The organism is Corynebacterium sp. UBA4397 (genome assembly GCF_002390965.1).
Taxonomy (GTDB): Bacteria; Actinomycetota; Actinomycetes; order Mycobacteriales; family Mycobacteriaceae; genus Corynebacterium; species Corynebacterium flavescens.
The window spans coordinates 63,378-78,485 of sequence record NZ_DGRD01000003.1 but is presented as its reverse complement, the minus strand read 5'-3'; the positions used below and the strand labels follow the sequence as shown (position 1 = coordinate 78,485).

Below are 15,108 nucleotides of genomic sequence, written 5' to 3'. Positions count from 1 at the left end.
CACCGCCCCGGTTATCCACAGCTGGGCCGCCTAGCCAGAACTTGGCAGTGCGGTAGCAAGGCCATCCGGTCTATCCTGAAGGATCGGACTCAAGCGGAGACCGGTACTCTTCGAGGGTTTCCCTCTTGTTGCGGGCACCTAAACTAGCCGCGCAACTGTAGACTCCGGCATTCTAGGCACTAGCCTCTCCGAGCGCGAAGGAGCAAAACGTGTACACAGTGGAAGACCCGATAACGTGGAACCCGCGCCGCATCGTGGTAGCCGGCGCCTCTGGGGCGGGAAAGACCACACTCTGCGGGCAGCTGGAACGCGCACTGTCGCTACCTAGGGTGGAGATCGACTCGCTCTACCATGGGGCCGGCTGGACGCCGCGCGCGAACTTCGTTGCGGAAGTGGAGGCCTTCAGCGCCGGACAAGAGTGGGTCATTGAATGGCAATACCGCGCGGTGCGCCGGCTGCTGGTCGAGGGGGCCGATACCTTGGTGTGGTTGGATTATTCCTCGTGGCTGCAGATGACGCGGCTGGTGCGTCGTACGATGCGGCGTCGCCTAGCGCGCCAGGAACTGTGGAATGGCAACTACGAGACCATCTTCCAGGACGAGGAGCATATCATTCGCTGGGGAATACGGACCTTCCCTTGAGCAGGAATACCCGGGGCGACTGCGCAGCCCTAGCCAGACGCGGCGCTGGCTGAAGTTTTAGCCTTTGAGCAGGCGCGGAACGACCTTGCCCGTGGCGTTGCGCGGCAGCTTGTCCAAGAAGTGGACGTCGCGAGGCACGGAGTGATCGGCGAGCTTGGCGCGGACGAATTCGCGGATGGAGTCTTGGGTGATGGCTTTGCCGGCGGCGTCGCCTGTGCGCACGGCCCACACCGCGATGCGCTGGAAGGTGTTGTCGTCCTCGACACCGCCAGCGTGCACCTCGTGGATGCCCGGCATGGCCTCGAGGACCTCGGTGACGGACTGGGGGTGGACGTTCTCGCCGCCGACGATGATCATGTCATCGGCGCGGCCCACCACATGCAGGTAGTCCTGCTCGTCGATGTAGCCCAAGTCCCCGATTGAGATGAGGCCGTCAATCGTGTGGAGCTTGATTTTGGGATTGGTGTAACCGATGAGCGCGGTGGAGTTGGTCAGGTAGATTTCGCCCACGGTGCCCCGTGGAACCTCGCGGCCCTCCTCGTCGAGGATGCGCAGCTTGGTGCCGGAGGCGATCTTGCCGCCGATGGTGGGATCTTTGGCCACCTCCTCCATGGAGGCCGTCGAGGCCAAAGCCAGCTCCGTGGAACCGTAGACATTGCAGAGGATGGGGCCAAACCGGCCATTGGTCTCCTCTACTATCTGCGGGGTCATTGCATGCCCGGCGGAGGCGATAAAGCGCAGACTAGAGGTATCAAATTCGCCGTCCGGATCGGCCTCCACCATGCGCTTGAAAAAGACAGGGGAGGAGGCCAGCCCGTCGAGGCGGTAGCGCGCGATGTCATCGAGGGCAGCGCGGGCGTCGAAGACGCGGCGGGTGACCACCGTGTTGCGCAGGCCCAGGGCGATGTTGATGCAAGCCCAGCCCCAGGTGTGGAAGATGGACGCGGTCATCTGTACTTTCTGATCGGCACGCCAGGGGATGTTGTCCACGATAGACGCCAGGACCACCGGGAGGGTGGGCTCGGGCCGCATGATGCCCTTAGGAATGCCGGTGGTGCCGGAGGACATCAATACGATGGGTCCGTGTTGTGGGAAGCTGGGCAGTGCCTCCGTGGCCGGGTCGATCCAGTTGGGGGTTCCGCGCTTGACGATGTCGCTCAGGCTCGGGACCCCAGCATAGGCGCCACGCTCGGCTCCGGAGCTATGCGCGATGACGACGGTGAGCTTCTCGGCCAGGGCGGGGTCGAGGCGGTCGATGAACTCATCATCAATGACGAGGACGTTGATGCCGTTTTCCTCGATGCAGCCGGAAAGCTGCTCGGGGGAGGAGCCTACGTTGAGCAGGTAGATGGCGGCGCCGGCGTAGCCCTTGGCGCCGAGAGGGGTAATGATCCCGCGTCCGTTGCGGGCCATGACGCCCAGGCGGATCTCCGGCAGGTGGAGGTGGCGCAGGAAGCGGGCGAAGGCCTGTGCCTGGTTGCGCAGCTGGCGGTAGGTCAGCGTGCCGTCATCATCGATGAGGGCGAGGCGCTCCGGGCAGGTGAGGTAGCCCTGTTCGAGCTCGCGGGCGGTGGTGAAGCGGTAGCGCGCTAACACCGGCAGGGTGGAGGCCGCAGCTTTGATGCCTCCCTCGTGGGTGACAATGCCGGAGCGCACGAGGGCAGGGATAAAACGGCCGATCGCGCCGGCGTGGAACTTGAGCTCTGAAACACTGGGGGCCATAACGGCGATTAATTCCTTTGAGAGAGTAATTCTGGCGGGCGTGCAGTTGTTGTGCTTGCAGTTTTTTATCGGGTGCAGGTCCTTAAGTGTTGCGGCATAATACGGAAAAGCTAATAACTGTTGCTAGTGTTGCTCATGTTACTATTGGTAGCCTCGATTCTTAAAGTAGTTTTGAAAAGTAGTTTTATAAAAGAACATACGTAATAATCGCTGTGAAAGCAGTTGAAAGGTCTCTATCTCATGAAGTTTCAGCCCCTTAAGTTGAAGAAGGTCACCGCTGCCGTCGCGGCTTCGCTCATGGCTGCGGTCGGCGTCGTCTCCGCCCCGCAGGCTCTCGCTGGCGAGCGCAATTTGGTCTCCTTCGGCGACTCGGTCTTGGCCGACCCGGACGCCGGTACCTACCTGCAAGGCCGGTTAACTTCTTCCTCCCCGGGTGGGGTGAACTGTCCTTCCTCTTTCAACTACGCCAAGCGCACCGCCGCCAAGCTGGGCCTGCCTGCTCGTGACTTCTCCTGCTCCGGCGCAGTTTCTTCCATGTCTGGCGGCCCGCAGATCTCCGCGCAGGTCGATGAGGCTATCCGGGTGGGGGCACTGAGCCCGGATACCGCGCGCGTGCTCTTTTCTTCCGGCTTTAATGACACCTACAACAACGCGAATTTGAGCATGGATGACATTCGCCGCCGCTGGGTGGATGCCATGGCGCCGCAGGTTGAGCGCATCAAGCAGGCCGCTCCGAATGCCCGCATTCAGATCGTGGGCTACCCCACTATCGGTTCCGGTGACTACTACTGCCTCTTCCACTTCGGGCCGCGCCCGGCTGATTCCACCCTGCTGCCACAGATCCGGGATTATGAGAACAAGGCGCAATGGATGGAGATCGACCTGGCTGCGCGCACCGGCACGCAGTTCCTGGACATGAAGCCCTCCACCGTCAACAATGGCATGTGTGCAGATGCAGATAGGCGCATGTGGGCCGGGCTGATTGACTTCACTGCGGGTCCAGGCAACCTGCCCATCCACATCAATGCCCGTGGTCACGAGCATGCCGCGAACGTGATTGCTGGCTCCTAAGCTGCGTGCTCTAAAAGAAAGAGTTTTCTAAATAAGGTCACTTTATTGGAAATCTCTGTACGCTGTCGGGCATGAGTGAAAATACCCAAACCGTTAAAGCAATAATTGCCCGATCCGCAGGCGCGAAGGTCGAAGAAGTCCCCATTCTCATCCCGGAGCCCGGGCCCAATGACGTCATCGTGCGTGTCCAGGCCTGCGGGGTATGCCACACCGATCTGGCCTACCGCGACGGCGACATCGCTGATGAGTTCCCCTTCCTGCTCGGCCACGAGGCCGCGGGCATCGTGGAAACGGTGGGCTCCGCTGTCACCCACGTGCGCGAGGGTGACTTCGTCATCGCCAACTGGCGCGCGGTCTGCGGCGAATGCCGCGCATGCAAGAAAGGCGAACCCAAGTACTGCTTCAACACCCATAATGCCTCCAAGAAGATGACGCTCGAAGATGGCACGGAGCTCACCCCGGCGCTGGGAATCGGCGCCTTCGCCGAGAAAACAATCCTGCACGAGGGGCAGTGCACCAAGGTCGATCCTGAGGAGGACCCAGCCGCGGCCGGGCTGCTGGGCTGCGGCATCATGGCCGGCCTGGGCGCGGCGGTCAATACCGCCGCTATTGAGATCGGGGAATCCGCCGCCGTCTTCGGCTGCGGGGGAGTAGGCACCGCGGCCATTGCGGGCGCGCGTCTGGCTGGGGCGGCCACCATCATCGCCGTGGACATCGACCAGCGCAAGCTCGATACCGCCCGCGAGTTCGGTGCCACCGATACCATCTGCTCCGCGGACCTGTCCGAGGAAGAGGTTATCGAGCGCGTCAAGGGGCTGACCGGCGGCTTCGGTCCGGATGTCACCATCGATGCCGTGGGCATCCAGCCCACCTGGCGCCTAGCCTTCTACTCCCGGGACCTGGCCGGGCGCATGGTCATGGTGGGGGTACCCAATCTCACCGATCACGTCGATATTCCCGCCATCGACCTCTACGGCCACGGCGGCTCCATCCGCCCGGCCTGGTACGGCGATTGCCTGCCCGAGCGGGACTTCCCCGCCTACGTGGCGCTCCACCGCGCGGGGCGCTTTCCCCTGGATAAGTTCGTTTCCGAGCGCATTGCGCTTGGCGATGTCGAGGACGCCTTCGCCACCATGCGCGCGGGCACCGTCCTGCGCTCCGTCGTTGAGCTCTAAGCCCATCGGGGTGAGGAAAGCTCACGGCCTGTGCCCCCGATAATCAGGTAGGTTGGGCGGCACGACCACCCGACCAAGGAGGAAGCATGAAGATTGACAAGGTTATAACTTCTGGAAAGTTCCGCCTCGATGGCGGCGAGTGGGACGTCAACAACAACGTCTACATCATCGGTGACGCATCGGCGGTCTATATCGTGGACCCGGCGCACGATTTGGATGCCATCGAAGACGCCGTCGCCAAGCGGCCAGTGCGTGGGATCCTGCTCACGCACGCCCACAACGACCACTGCGAACTGGCGCCGGCGGCTGCGGAACGCTTCGGCGCCGAGGTCTACCTGCACCCCGATGATGCGCCGCTGTGGGAAGAAGCCAACGGTGACGCTCCCTTCGTTCCGCTGAGCGATAACGAGCAATTCCAGGTGAGCGGGGAAGCCATCACCGTATTCCACACCCCGGGCCATACCCCCGGGGGCGTGGTATTCCACCTGCCCACGGAGAAAGCGCTGCTGTCGGGGGACACCCTTTTTAAGGGCGGTCCCGGGGCTACCGGCCGCAAGTATTCGGATTTCGATGTCATCATCGAATCCCTGCGTAACGTCATCTTCCACCTGCCGCCGGCTACCCGGGTGCTGCCCGGGCACGGCGAGGAAACCACCGTGGGTGAGGAGGCCGCGCACATCGACGAATACGTCAAGCGCGGCTACTAGCGGCTGGTTGTGCGAGCGGCCTTCCAGCCGGCCGCGGCGGCGACGAGGGCGCAAAGCCCAAAGCCCACCCAGGCATCGGAGACGGTGGTGGAGAAGTTCTGCGCCCAGAGCTGGATGCGGTACTGGGCATCGGTGCTGAAAAGCGCAGGCAGTGTTGCCGTGCCGTGGCTAGTGAGGAACACCAGCCCCACCGCGGCAAGCAGCAGCCCGGACAACATCGACAAGGTGTTGGTGCGCAGCGGGCCGAGGCTCACGGCCCGCCCGCGCAGCCAGGAACGCCCGCCGATGTCACAGTGATCCCACGTTGCAGCGAGAAGGAAAAGCGGGGCCGCCATCCCCGCCGCATAAGCCACCATGATGAGGGCGCCATAGAGGCCGGATCCCGCCGCCGCGGCGGTGGTCAGGACCGCACCTAGAAGCGGTCCCGCACAAAATCCCGCGAAGCCATAGACCGCGCCGAGCGCAAAGACCGCGGGGATACCGTGCCCGCGCCCCACCCGCGCGCTCAGGCGGTTCAGGCCCGGGATGCTAAACCCGCCCCCGCAGAAGGCATAGATGCCTAGGGCAATGAGCACCCAGCCCGCGAGCACAATGACCGTATCGCGATAGTGCAGCGCAAGGGCCGCCACGCCCATGCCCACCGGAACCAAGGTCACGCACAATCCCAGGAAGAACACCAGGGTGCGGAAGAGAAGCTGGCGCGTGGAGCTAAAAGCATAGGCAAAAAACGCCGGAAGCAAGAGGGCGGAACATGGGCTAATAAGGCTGAGGATTCCCGCCAAGAACGCGCCCAGCAGGCCTATAGAGATCATGATATTTCCCCCAGTCCGTAGCCTAAGAACACGGCGGCGAGAATGAGCGCGGCGATGAAAAGCCACACACTCCAATGTGGCTTAAGCATGCGGCGCAGGCACCGTGACCTCTCCGCTGGCCACCTTGTTGAGCTGCTCCAGGATGGTGGACTCGAATACCTCGCTGGGCTGCGCGCCGGAGACGAAAGCATCTCCCACGAGGAAGGAAGGCGTGCCGGTGATGCCGATGCTGGAGGCATAGGAGCGCGCCTCGTCGAGGATGGAATCATAGGTATCTCCGGTTGCCGCGGCCCGGAAGGCGTCGATATCGGCAACGCCGGCTTCGGTAGCAAAGCGCACGAAGTCCTCGATGCCGAATTCCGGGTGGCCATTGATGTCCCGGCTGGCGGTATAGAGCGCCTCCTTGAACTCATAGAACTTGCCCTGCGCCGCGGCGGCGCGCCCGGCCTTGGCCGCCTCGACTGCGTGCGGGCCGTTGACGGGGAAGTCATTCCACTCGATACGCACGAGCCCGGAATCAACGTACTTGCTTATAAGCCCCGGCTCGGTCTGGTTGGCGTAGCGCGAGCAGAAGGGGCACTCGAAGTCAGAGAACTCTGAAATCACCACGGGGGCATCAACCGCCCCGATTGCGAAGGGATCCGCGGGGTTACGGCGGTGGACGTTGAGGATGTCCTCGTTGGAGTTAAGCTCCCCGCCAGGTCCCCACAGTTGTGGATCACCCTTGCCATCCGCAAAGTTCTTGCCCGGTGTGAGTTTCGCGGTGACCTCCTCGAGGCTGAGTTGGCCGGAAGCGGCGGTGGAAGAAGTGGCAGCGGCTTGAGCAGGTGCCTGTCCCGCTGCTTCTTCAGAGGAGCCGCGGGTGCCCAAGAGGTAGCCCACGACTAAGGCTAGGACGACTACTACTGCCACCAACACCCAGACGAGCGGGCTCAATGCGCCCAGCGCGGAACGCGGGGCGGCCCCGGCGATGGGGCCGGAGAAGCGGTTATTAGGATCTTGCTCAGAGGAGTGTGGGGTAGGCATGAATATTATCCTAACAAGCAGGCCTGCAAGGGTTCTCTCTCCGCGCCAGTGTTTCCACTAGTCCTCGGCGGCGGCGAGGAGGTAGTCCCCATAGCCAGATTTGAGCAGCGGGGTGGCAAGCTCACGCAGCGCGGCCTGGGAGATGAAGCCCTCGTGGTAGGCGGCCACCTCGGGGGAGCCGATGACTATGCCGGTGCGCTTTTGCATGACCTCGACGTAGGCTGCGGCCTCGCTCATGGAATCCACGGTTCCGGTATCGAGCCAGACATCGCCGCGGCGCAGGCGCTTGACCTGCAGGGCACCGCGGCGCAGGTACTCCTCGTTGACGGCGGTGATCTCCAATTCTCCGCGCGCGGAGGGGCGGATCGACTTAGCTATGTCAACCACGTCCCCGTCGTAGAAGTACAAGCCCACCACGGCGTGGCTGGACTTGGGCTGCGCTGGCTTTTCTTCGATGGAGAGCGCTTGGCCCGCCGCATCGAATTCGACGACGCCGTAGCGCTGCGGATCGGAGACCTCGTAGGCGAAGATGATCCCGCCGCCGGGGCGACGGCACTGGGGCAGAGCGCTAGAAAAGCTGTGGCCGTCGAAGATATTGTCGCCCAAGACGAGGGCGACATCATCGCCGGCGATGAAGTCCTCGGCGATGATGAAGGCCTGGGCAAGTCCCTCCGGGTGGGGCTGAACGGCGTAGTCAAGCAGCAGGCCGAATTGGGAACCGTCGCCCAAGAGCCGGCGAAAGGACTCCGCATCTTCCGGGGTGGTGATGATGAGTATCTCGCGGATGCCGGCCTGGATGAGCGTGGTCAGGGGGTAGTAGACCATCGGCTTGTCGTAGATGGGCATGAGCTGCTTGGAAATCCCCTTGGTGATGGGATAGAGCCGGGTGCCCGAGCCGCCGGCGAGAATGATGCCTTTCATGATTTCTCCCTTGTCGTGCCAGGTTTAGGCGGCGGGGTAGAGGGCCAGGTAGAGCGCCAAGGCGGCGCGCCAGTTCATCGGATGGAAGCCAGTGGCCTCAAGTTTATCCAAGCTCAGGGTGGACTCGGCCGGCCGTGGGGCGGCGTCGCCGTGCGCGGCGGCATACTCGGCGGTGCTCACCGGGTGGACCTCGGCCGGGTCGTGGCCCAGGCCAATGAAGGTGGCCATGGCCAGCTCGTCACGGCCCACCGTATCGCCGGAGTTGGAGACGTTATAGACGCCGTAGTCCGCGCGAGATTTCAGTAGGTGCACGATGGCGCCTGCGAGATCTTCGGCGAAGGTGGGGCGCCCGCGTTGATCGTTGACCACCTCCGGGTGGATCCCGCGCTCGGCTAGAGAGCGCATGGTGGCAATGAAGTTGGCTCCGTCCCCGAATACCCAGGACGTGCGGATGACATAGTGGCGCGGTGCGGTGCGTGCAGCCGTTTCCCCAGCGGCTTTGGAGGCGCCGTAGGCGCTCAAAGGAGAGGGCGATTCAGCTTCGGCGTGCAGCGACTCTCTGCCATCAAAAACATAGTCCGAGGAAACGTGCACCAGGGTGAGGTTGTTGCGCGCGGCTATGGCGGCCAGGTTCGCCGGGGCCTGCGCGTTGACCTGCCAAGCAGCTGCCCTATCCTCCTCCGCCTTATCCACCGCGTTATAGGCGGCGCAGTTAATGATCGCGGAGTACTGCCGCCAGGGCCGCTGCGGCGGGTGGGTGACATCGAAGTCCGTGCGGTCGCAGTACTCGGCCTCGGGCAGTAGCTTGCGCAGAGCCCGGCCGAGCTGGCCATTCGCGCCGGTGACAAGGATCTTGCGCGGCGACATCGGGCTCACTGCATCCAGGTGCGGGTGGGCGCGGTCCTTGGCGGAGATTTCCGTGGGCTCAAGCGGCCAATCCACCATGTGGAGGTTGACCGCAGTATATTCCGCATCCGGGGACCAGTGGTCATCGACCAAATAGGAATAGGAGGTTTCCTCCAAGGCCTGGAAGCCATTGGCGACGCCGCGGGGAACAAACACCGCGGTCCCCGGGTCAATGACGTGGGTGACCAGCTGGCCAAAGGTCGGCGAACCGGCGCGCAGGTCGCACCAGGCCCCAAAGGCCTTGCCATAGGCCACAGAGACCAGCTTGTCCCAGGGCTCGGCGTGCAAACCGCGGGTGACGCCAGCCTGCGCGTTATAGGAAACGTTATTCTGCACGGGCATAAAGCCATCTAGCTGCGTCATCTTCTCGCGCTGCCAGTTCTCCTTGAACCAACCGCGGTTGTCGCCGTGGACGTCGAGGGAAATGATGAGCAGCCCGGGAATGGCAGTGGAAGTGGTCTGCATTAGTGTCCCTGCTTTGCATAGGCTTCTTCGGTGGCGTGCTTGGCCGGCTCCCACCACTGGCGGTGCTCGCGGTACCACTCGATGGTGTGAATAAGGCCTTCGCGCAAGTCGGTGTACTCCGGGCGCCAGCCCAGTTCGCGGCGCAGCTTGCTGGCGTCCATGGCATAGCGCTGGTCGTGGCCGGGGCGGTCTGCTACATGCTCGTATCCATCTGAGCCCATCAGCTCGCAGATTAACTCGATGACCTGCTTGTTGTTGATGTCTGGCTGATCCGCACCGATGTTATACGTCTCTCCCAGCTTCCCGGACTCGAGGATGCACAGCACAGCGCGGTTGTGGTCATCAACGTGGATCCAATCGCGCACCTGCTCGCCGGTGCCGTAGAGCTTGGGCGTGTTCCCAGTGAGGATATTGGTGATCTGGCGCGGGATGAACTTCTCTATGTGCTGATAAGGGCCATAGTTATTGGAGCAGTTAGAAATCGTCGCGCGCAGCCCAAAGGAGCGCACCCAGGCGCGCACGAGGTGATCCGAACCGGCCTTCGTGGCCGAATAGGGCGAGGAGGGGGCATAGGCGGTGTCCTCGTGGAACTCCTCCGGGGTGTGCAAGGGGAGATCGCCGAAGACCTCGTCGGTGGAGATGTGATGCAGCCGCACATCGTGGCTTCGACAAGCTTCGAGCAGGCTAAAGGTGCCCACCAGGTTGGTGTGAATGAAGGGGGAGGGGTCCCGCAGCGAGTTGTCGTTGTGGGACTCGGCGGCGAAGTGCACCACGGTGTCGCACGTGGACACCAGCGAATCGACGAGCTCGGCATCGGCTACGTCCCCCACGACGAGCTTGACCTCAAGGCCCGCGAGGTTCAAGCGATTGCCCGCGTAGGTCAGCTTATCGAGCACCGTGATGGCAATCTCCGGCCGCGTGGCGCGGACAAGGCGGACGAAGTTAGCGCCAATAAACCCGGCGCCTCCGGTAACGAGCATTCTGTGCATGACTCCCCAGTCTAGGGGCACAGGCCTAGCTCGGGAACTTCGGCAACGCGGTCTGCTCCAGCCACTGCGTGCACAGCGCCTTAAGCTCGCGCTGATTCGCCCCGAAATCACGCAGCTGCGCGAAGAGATCCTCTGGCCCCACGCAGCCGTGACGATGAGCCTCGATGTAGGAGCGCATTGCGCGGAAGAAGGCCTTATCTCCCATGAGACGGCGCAGCGCGTGGACGGTGAGAGCCCCCCGTTTGTAGACGCGGTCATCGAACATATCCCGCGGTCCCGGATCCGCCAGAAGCAGGTCTTGCTTCTTGCGGGCGAGCACGCCATAGTGGGCCCGCGCCGACTCGGCTACGGGGATGCCGTGCGCATGCTCCATCCACAGCCACTCGCAGTAGCAGGCAAAACCCTCGTTGAGCCAGATGTCTTGCCAGCGCTTGAGGCCTACTGAGTTGCCGAACCACTGGTGGCTGAGCTCGTGAGCGATGAGCCTCTCAAAGACGTGATCCCCCTGCACGTGATTGGAGCCGAAAATGGATAAGCCCTGGGCCTCTAGCGGGATCTCCAGTTCGTCCTCGGTGATGACCACCTGGTAGGCGTCGAAGGGATAGGGGCCGAAGCATTCGGCGAAGAAATCCAGCATGTCTTGCTGCTGTGCAAACTCCTCGCGCACCACCGCGCCCAGATGTGCGGGCGCCCACGCGGTGCAGCTGGGGCCTAGCTCGATGGGGGAAAACTCGCCCACTTGCACGGTGGCCAGATAGGTCGCCATGGGGTGGTGCGTGCGGTAATGCCACTTGGTCAACGCGCCCCCGGCCGAGCTTTTCGATACGAGTTCTCCGTTGGAGATAACCAGGAAAGGCTTGTCGGCAGTCACGACAATATCGAAGGCAGCCTTCGCCGAGGGGGTATCGTCACAGGGAAACCAGCTGCTCGCTCCGTTGGGTTGGCTGGCCACCAGGGCGCCGGATTCGGTCTCCTCCCAGCCAATATCGCCCCAGGGCGTGCGCAGTGGCCGTGGGCAGCCGCCGTAGCGCACCTCCACCACAAACGTGGTGCCGGCCGGCACGGTCTCCGCGAATTGCAGGCGCAGCTTGCCTCCGGATTGGCGGAACTTGGACACCCGCACGCTGGGCTTCTTCCCGTCGCCCCGGCGGTTATCTTCTACCGTGGCGGTGACCCGCCTGGCCACCATCGCCCCACCCAGGTCGAGGTTGAGCTTGGCGATGTCGCTCGTGCTGCGCAGCGAAATCCGCGCGATGCCGCGCAGGCGATTGGGCTCGACGCGGTAGTCAAGGTCCAAATCATAGTGGGTGACTACGTAGCCTAAGTTGTAATCCACTCCCGTATAGGCATCACGAGACTGGGCGGGCACATGCGAAAGGGCGGTGGATGGCAGCTGCATAATGCTGCGATCCTACCGCCCTAGCGAAGCTGGGACCCTATCGCCCGCTTAAATAAGCACTGATAAAAATCAGAGAATGTTTAATCCTCGACGCCGAGTGCGTCCTTGAATACTGGCCAGGACTTCTCCAGGTCCTCGCGCCAGCCCGGCCAGGAGTGGGTTCCGGCGTTGCGGAAGTTATAGGTGGCTTCGATTCCCTTGGAGTCGAGCTTGGACTTGAGGTTATGGGTGCAGTGGTTAGCTGCGGCCTCGATGACGCCGCCCTCTCCCTGCAGAATGACCGCCTGGGCGGAAGCCACTGCTGGTGGCATGCCCTGGTTGGTGTAGTAGGAGGGCATGTCCGTCGCGCTGGCTAGGCCGGTGGCCGAAGAGATATACAGCGCGCTGCCGCGAAGGTTCTCGGCGTTGACGAGTGCGTCGTTGTAGACGTTGTTGGGGCTGCCCTGCGGTCCCCACATCTGCTCAGGCTGTGCGCCGCCACGGTTGACGGTCAGGCGCAGGAACTCATACTCGAGCGGGTAGGAGGTGGCTGCGCAACCGGCGTAGGAGCCCACAGCGTTGTACATGCCTTGGTTGTGCTGTGCCAGCAGCAGCGAGGAGGTAGCAGACATGGACATGCCGGCGATGGCACGCTTGTCACTGGCCTTCAGATAAGACTCGATGGCGTCGGGGAGTTCCTTGGTTAGGAAGGTCTCCCACTTCTGCTTGCCCTGAAGGTACTGGCTATTGGGCTCTTGCTCCCAGTCGGTGTAGAAGGAGAAGGCGCCAGCCTGGGGGATAACAACGTTGACGTTCTTGTCCTTGTAGAAGTCCACGACGTTGGAGTTGCTCAGCCAGTCGGTGTTTTGCTCCGAGCTACCTGCACCATTGAGCAAGTAGATGGTGGGGCGCCCCTCGGTCTTGGCGGGGATGACAGCGAGGGGAATTTCGCGGCCGTCCATGGCGGGGGAGGTGGCCTGCAGCTTCTTTACCTCGGGCCGGTTTGCATCTTTGCCGGGGATAACCCAGTTCTGGTTGGAGATTTCTGGGGTGATCTCCAGATCCGAAATCACGGACAGTTGCTGTCCCTCATCGGCGGAGGCAAGGGGAGCGGAGAATACGCCCGCGGCCACGGTGGCGGCGGCGACGATAGAGCTGATGCGCTTCATAGCTTCTTTCCAGGAGTTTATAGAGTCGGGTTAAGAGTACTGTGCGTCATGCACCTTGTACAGCGCTTGGGTCAAAGAAGTCCCAAGGACGTTCCCAGCCTGCTGGCAGGTATTCATCGAGAACAATCGCTGGCGATGCCTTTGGCGTTAGCTCTTTGCCCGCGACGGGTGGAGGATACGGGTGTAGTTAAAGGTTAAAGCACGCCTGTAACCAGTGGTGCCAATGTTACAGGTGTGTCATAATTTGAGTGCTGAAAAGTCACGCTCGTGTAACGTTCAACGTGGTTATTGCGTTGAACAGAGCAGACCGTGCCGGTATATAGCCGGTATAGCGCCGGCATGGTGCAAGCAAGGCACCAGACGAAAACACAAGAAAAGAGATAAAAAAGATGAACCTCAGCCCTATCGATTCCATCATCGTCATGATCAATAATTTCCTCGGCCAGTTCGTCCACGCCGGTTCTTCCGCTTCCTCGGACTGGGCCTTGATGCTGGGCATGTTCTAAGCCAATCCCCGGCTGGTTCTTTGCACGCTCAGTGGTCTTTAGAGCCCCAAGTGGGCAAAATCCAGCCAAGTGCGCGACACCGTGAACAAAGTTACGTATTGTATGGGACGTGACTAAAGAACATTATGACGTTGTAGTACTCGGCGCGGGCCCTGGCGGGTACGTTGCCGCCATTCGTGCCGCGCAACTGGGTAAGAAAGTTGCCGTTATTGAGAAGCAGTACTGGGGTGGTGTCTGCCTCAACGTAGGCTGCATCCCCTCCAAGGCTTTGCTCAAGAACGCCGAGGTTGCGCACACCTTCAACCACGAGGCTAAGGACTTTGGCATTTCCGGCGAGGTCACCTTCGACTACGGTGCAGCGCACAAGCGCTCCCGGAAGGTATCCGCCGGCATCGTCAAGGGTGTGCACTACCTCATGAAGAAGAACAAGATCACTGAAATCAATGGTCTGGGTTCCTTCACCGATGCCAAGACCATCGAAATCACCGAGGGCGATGACAAAGGCAAGACCCTCACCTTCGATAACTGCATCATCGCCACCGGCTCCGTCGTGCGCTCCCTGCCCGGCGTGGAAATCGGCGGAAACATCGTCTCCTATGAGGAGCAGATCCTCAAAGAGGATGCCCCGAAGTCCATGGTCATCGTGGGCGCAGGCGCCATCGGCATGGAATTTGCCTACGTCCTGGCCAACTATGGCGTTGACGTCACCATCGTCGAGTTCATGGACCGCGTCCTACCCAACGAGGACAAGGACGTCTCCAAGGAGATTGCTAAGCAGTACAAGAAGCTTGGCGTGAAGCTGCTGACCGGCTACAAGACCACCGCCATCAAGGACAACGGCGACAACGTCACCGTTGAGGTGGAGTCCAAGGACGGCTCCAAGAGCGATTCCCTCACCGTCGATCGCTGCATGGTCTCCATCGGCTTTGCCCCGCGCGTCAAGGGCTTCGGTCTCGAAAACACCGGCGTGGAGCTCACCGAGCGCGGCGCCATCGCCATCGATGACAACATGCGCACCAACGTCGAGAGCATCTACGCCATCGGCGATGTCACTGCCAAGCTGCAGCTGGCGCACGTGGCAGAGGCACAGGGCGTCGTAGCGGCAGAAACCTTGGCCGGCGCGGAGACGCAGCTGCTCGGTGACTACATGAACATGCCGCGCGCCACCTTCTGTAACCCGCAGGTCGCCTCCTTCGGCTACACCGAAGAAGCCGCGCGCGAGAAGTTCCCAGACCGCGACATCAAGGTCTCCGTATTCCCCTTCTCCGCCAATGGCAAGGCAGCCGGCCTCAACGAGACCGCAGGCTTTGTCAAGCTCATCGCTGATGGTGAGTTCGGCGAGCTTATCGGCGGCCACCTCGTGGGCTCCAACGTCTCCGAGCTGTTGCCGGAGCTCACCCTGGCGCAGCGCTTCGACCTCACCGCTGAGGAAATCGGGCGCAACGTCCACACTCACCCGACTCTCTCGGAGGCCATGAAAGAGGCCGCGGAGGGAATCAACGGCCACATGATCAACCTCTAGGCCTTTCTTAATAAGACTTGGCTCAGGCCCTTAGCGCTCACGCCACGATATGCTTCCTTCCTCGCGGAAGGGGCCTCGTGGCGTGGGCGCTTTGTGTT

The 15,108-nt window shown here is 62.0% G+C and carries 13 protein-coding genes; 5 read left to right on the top strand and 8 right to left on the bottom strand.

Annotation, left to right across the window (positions count from 1 at the left end; all coding sequences use genetic code 11):
- The first annotated feature begins 209 nt into the window (after nucleotides 1-209).
- Nucleotides 210-641, top strand: coding sequence for an AAA family ATPase (locus B2696_RS01305; protein ID WP_286953512.1), 432 nt, complete (start codon nucleotides 210-212; stop codon nucleotides 639-641).
- Between the two features lie 57 nt (nucleotides 642-698).
- On the opposite strand, the gene B2696_RS01300 is transcribed toward B2696_RS01305, so the two are convergent.
- Nucleotides 699-2,363, bottom strand: coding sequence for an AMP-binding protein (locus B2696_RS01300; RefSeq protein WP_286953509.1), 1,665 nt, complete (start codon nucleotides 2,361-2,363; stop codon nucleotides 699-701).
- 240 nt (nucleotides 2,364-2,603) lie between these two features.
- On the opposite strand from B2696_RS01300, the gene B2696_RS01295 reads away from it, so the two are divergent.
- The 3 genes from B2696_RS01295 (at nucleotide 2,604) to B2696_RS01285 (ending at nucleotide 5,316) form a co-directional block, all read left to right on the top strand.
- Nucleotides 2,604-3,434, top strand: coding sequence for a GDSL-type esterase/lipase family protein (locus tag B2696_RS01295; RefSeq protein WP_075729011.1), 831 nt, complete (start codon nucleotides 2,604-2,606; stop codon nucleotides 3,432-3,434).
- Nucleotides 3,435-3,505: 71 nt separating this feature from the next.
- Nucleotides 3,506-4,609 carry an S-(hydroxymethyl)mycothiol dehydrogenase gene (locus B2696_RS01290; protein ID WP_276622486.1) on the top strand — a complete coding sequence of 368 codons (1,104 nt, stop codon included), beginning with the start codon at nucleotides 3,506-3,508 and terminating at the stop codon, nucleotides 4,607-4,609.
- Nucleotides 4,610-4,695: 86 nt separating this feature from the next.
- Nucleotides 4,696-5,316: an MBL fold metallo-hydrolase gene (locus B2696_RS01285; protein ID WP_075729013.1), complete on the top strand. Its 621-nt coding sequence runs from the start codon at nucleotides 4,696-4,698 to the stop codon at nucleotides 5,314-5,316.
- On the opposite strand, the gene B2696_RS01280 is transcribed toward B2696_RS01285, so the two are convergent.
- The 7 genes from B2696_RS01280 to B2696_RS01250 form a co-directional block, all read right to left on the bottom strand.
- Nucleotides 5,313-6,128: a cytochrome c biogenesis CcdA family protein gene (locus B2696_RS01280; RefSeq protein ID WP_276622488.1), complete on the bottom strand. Its 816-nt coding sequence runs from the start codon at nucleotides 6,126-6,128 to the stop codon at nucleotides 5,313-5,315. The genes B2696_RS01285 and B2696_RS01280 overlap by 4 nt on opposite strands.
- A gap of 81 nt (nucleotides 6,129-6,209) precedes the next feature.
- Complete coding sequence (locus tag B2696_RS01275; protein ID WP_286953500.1) at nucleotides 6,210-7,154, bottom strand: DsbA family protein; 945 nt, start codon at nucleotides 7,152-7,154, stop codon at nucleotides 6,210-6,212.
- A 57-nt stretch (nucleotides 7,155-7,211) separates the two neighbouring features.
- Nucleotides 7,212-8,075, bottom strand: a complete 864-nt coding sequence (rfbA, locus tag B2696_RS01270; RefSeq protein WP_276622490.1) for a glucose-1-phosphate thymidylyltransferase RfbA — start codon at nucleotides 8,073-8,075, stop codon at nucleotides 7,212-7,214.
- Between the two features lie 24 nt (nucleotides 8,076-8,099).
- The gene (rfbD, locus tag B2696_RS01265; protein WP_286953496.1) at nucleotides 8,100-9,446 is read right to left on the bottom strand and encodes a dTDP-4-dehydrorhamnose reductase; all 1,347 of its coding nucleotides are present in this window, start codon (nucleotides 9,444-9,446) and stop codon (nucleotides 8,100-8,102) included.
- Entirely contained in the window at nucleotides 9,446-10,426 is a 981-nt protein-coding gene (gene rfbB, locus B2696_RS01260) for a dTDP-glucose 4,6-dehydratase (RefSeq protein ID WP_286953516.1), read from the bottom strand. The genes rfbD and rfbB overlap by 1 nt, the downstream gene beginning before the upstream one ends.
- A gap of 34 nt (nucleotides 10,427-10,460) precedes the next feature.
- Nucleotides 10,461-11,834 (bottom strand): M1 family metallopeptidase, encoded by a 1,374-nt coding sequence (locus B2696_RS01255; RefSeq protein ID WP_286953494.1) that lies wholly within the window; start codon nucleotides 11,832-11,834, stop codon nucleotides 10,461-10,463.
- Nucleotides 11,835-11,914: 80 nt separating this feature from the next.
- Nucleotides 11,915-12,982, bottom strand: a complete 1,068-nt coding sequence (locus B2696_RS01250; RefSeq protein ID WP_286953492.1) for an alpha/beta hydrolase — start codon at nucleotides 12,980-12,982, stop codon at nucleotides 11,915-11,917.
- A gap of 615 nt (nucleotides 12,983-13,597) precedes the next feature.
- Between B2696_RS01250 and lpdA the strand changes: the two genes are divergently transcribed.
- On the top strand, nucleotides 13,598-15,010 hold the full coding sequence (gene lpdA / locus B2696_RS01245) for a dihydrolipoyl dehydrogenase (protein ID WP_276622496.1): 1,413 nt from the start codon (nucleotides 13,598-13,600) through the stop codon (nucleotides 15,008-15,010).
- The last annotated feature ends 98 nt before the right edge of the window (nucleotides 15,011-15,108 follow it).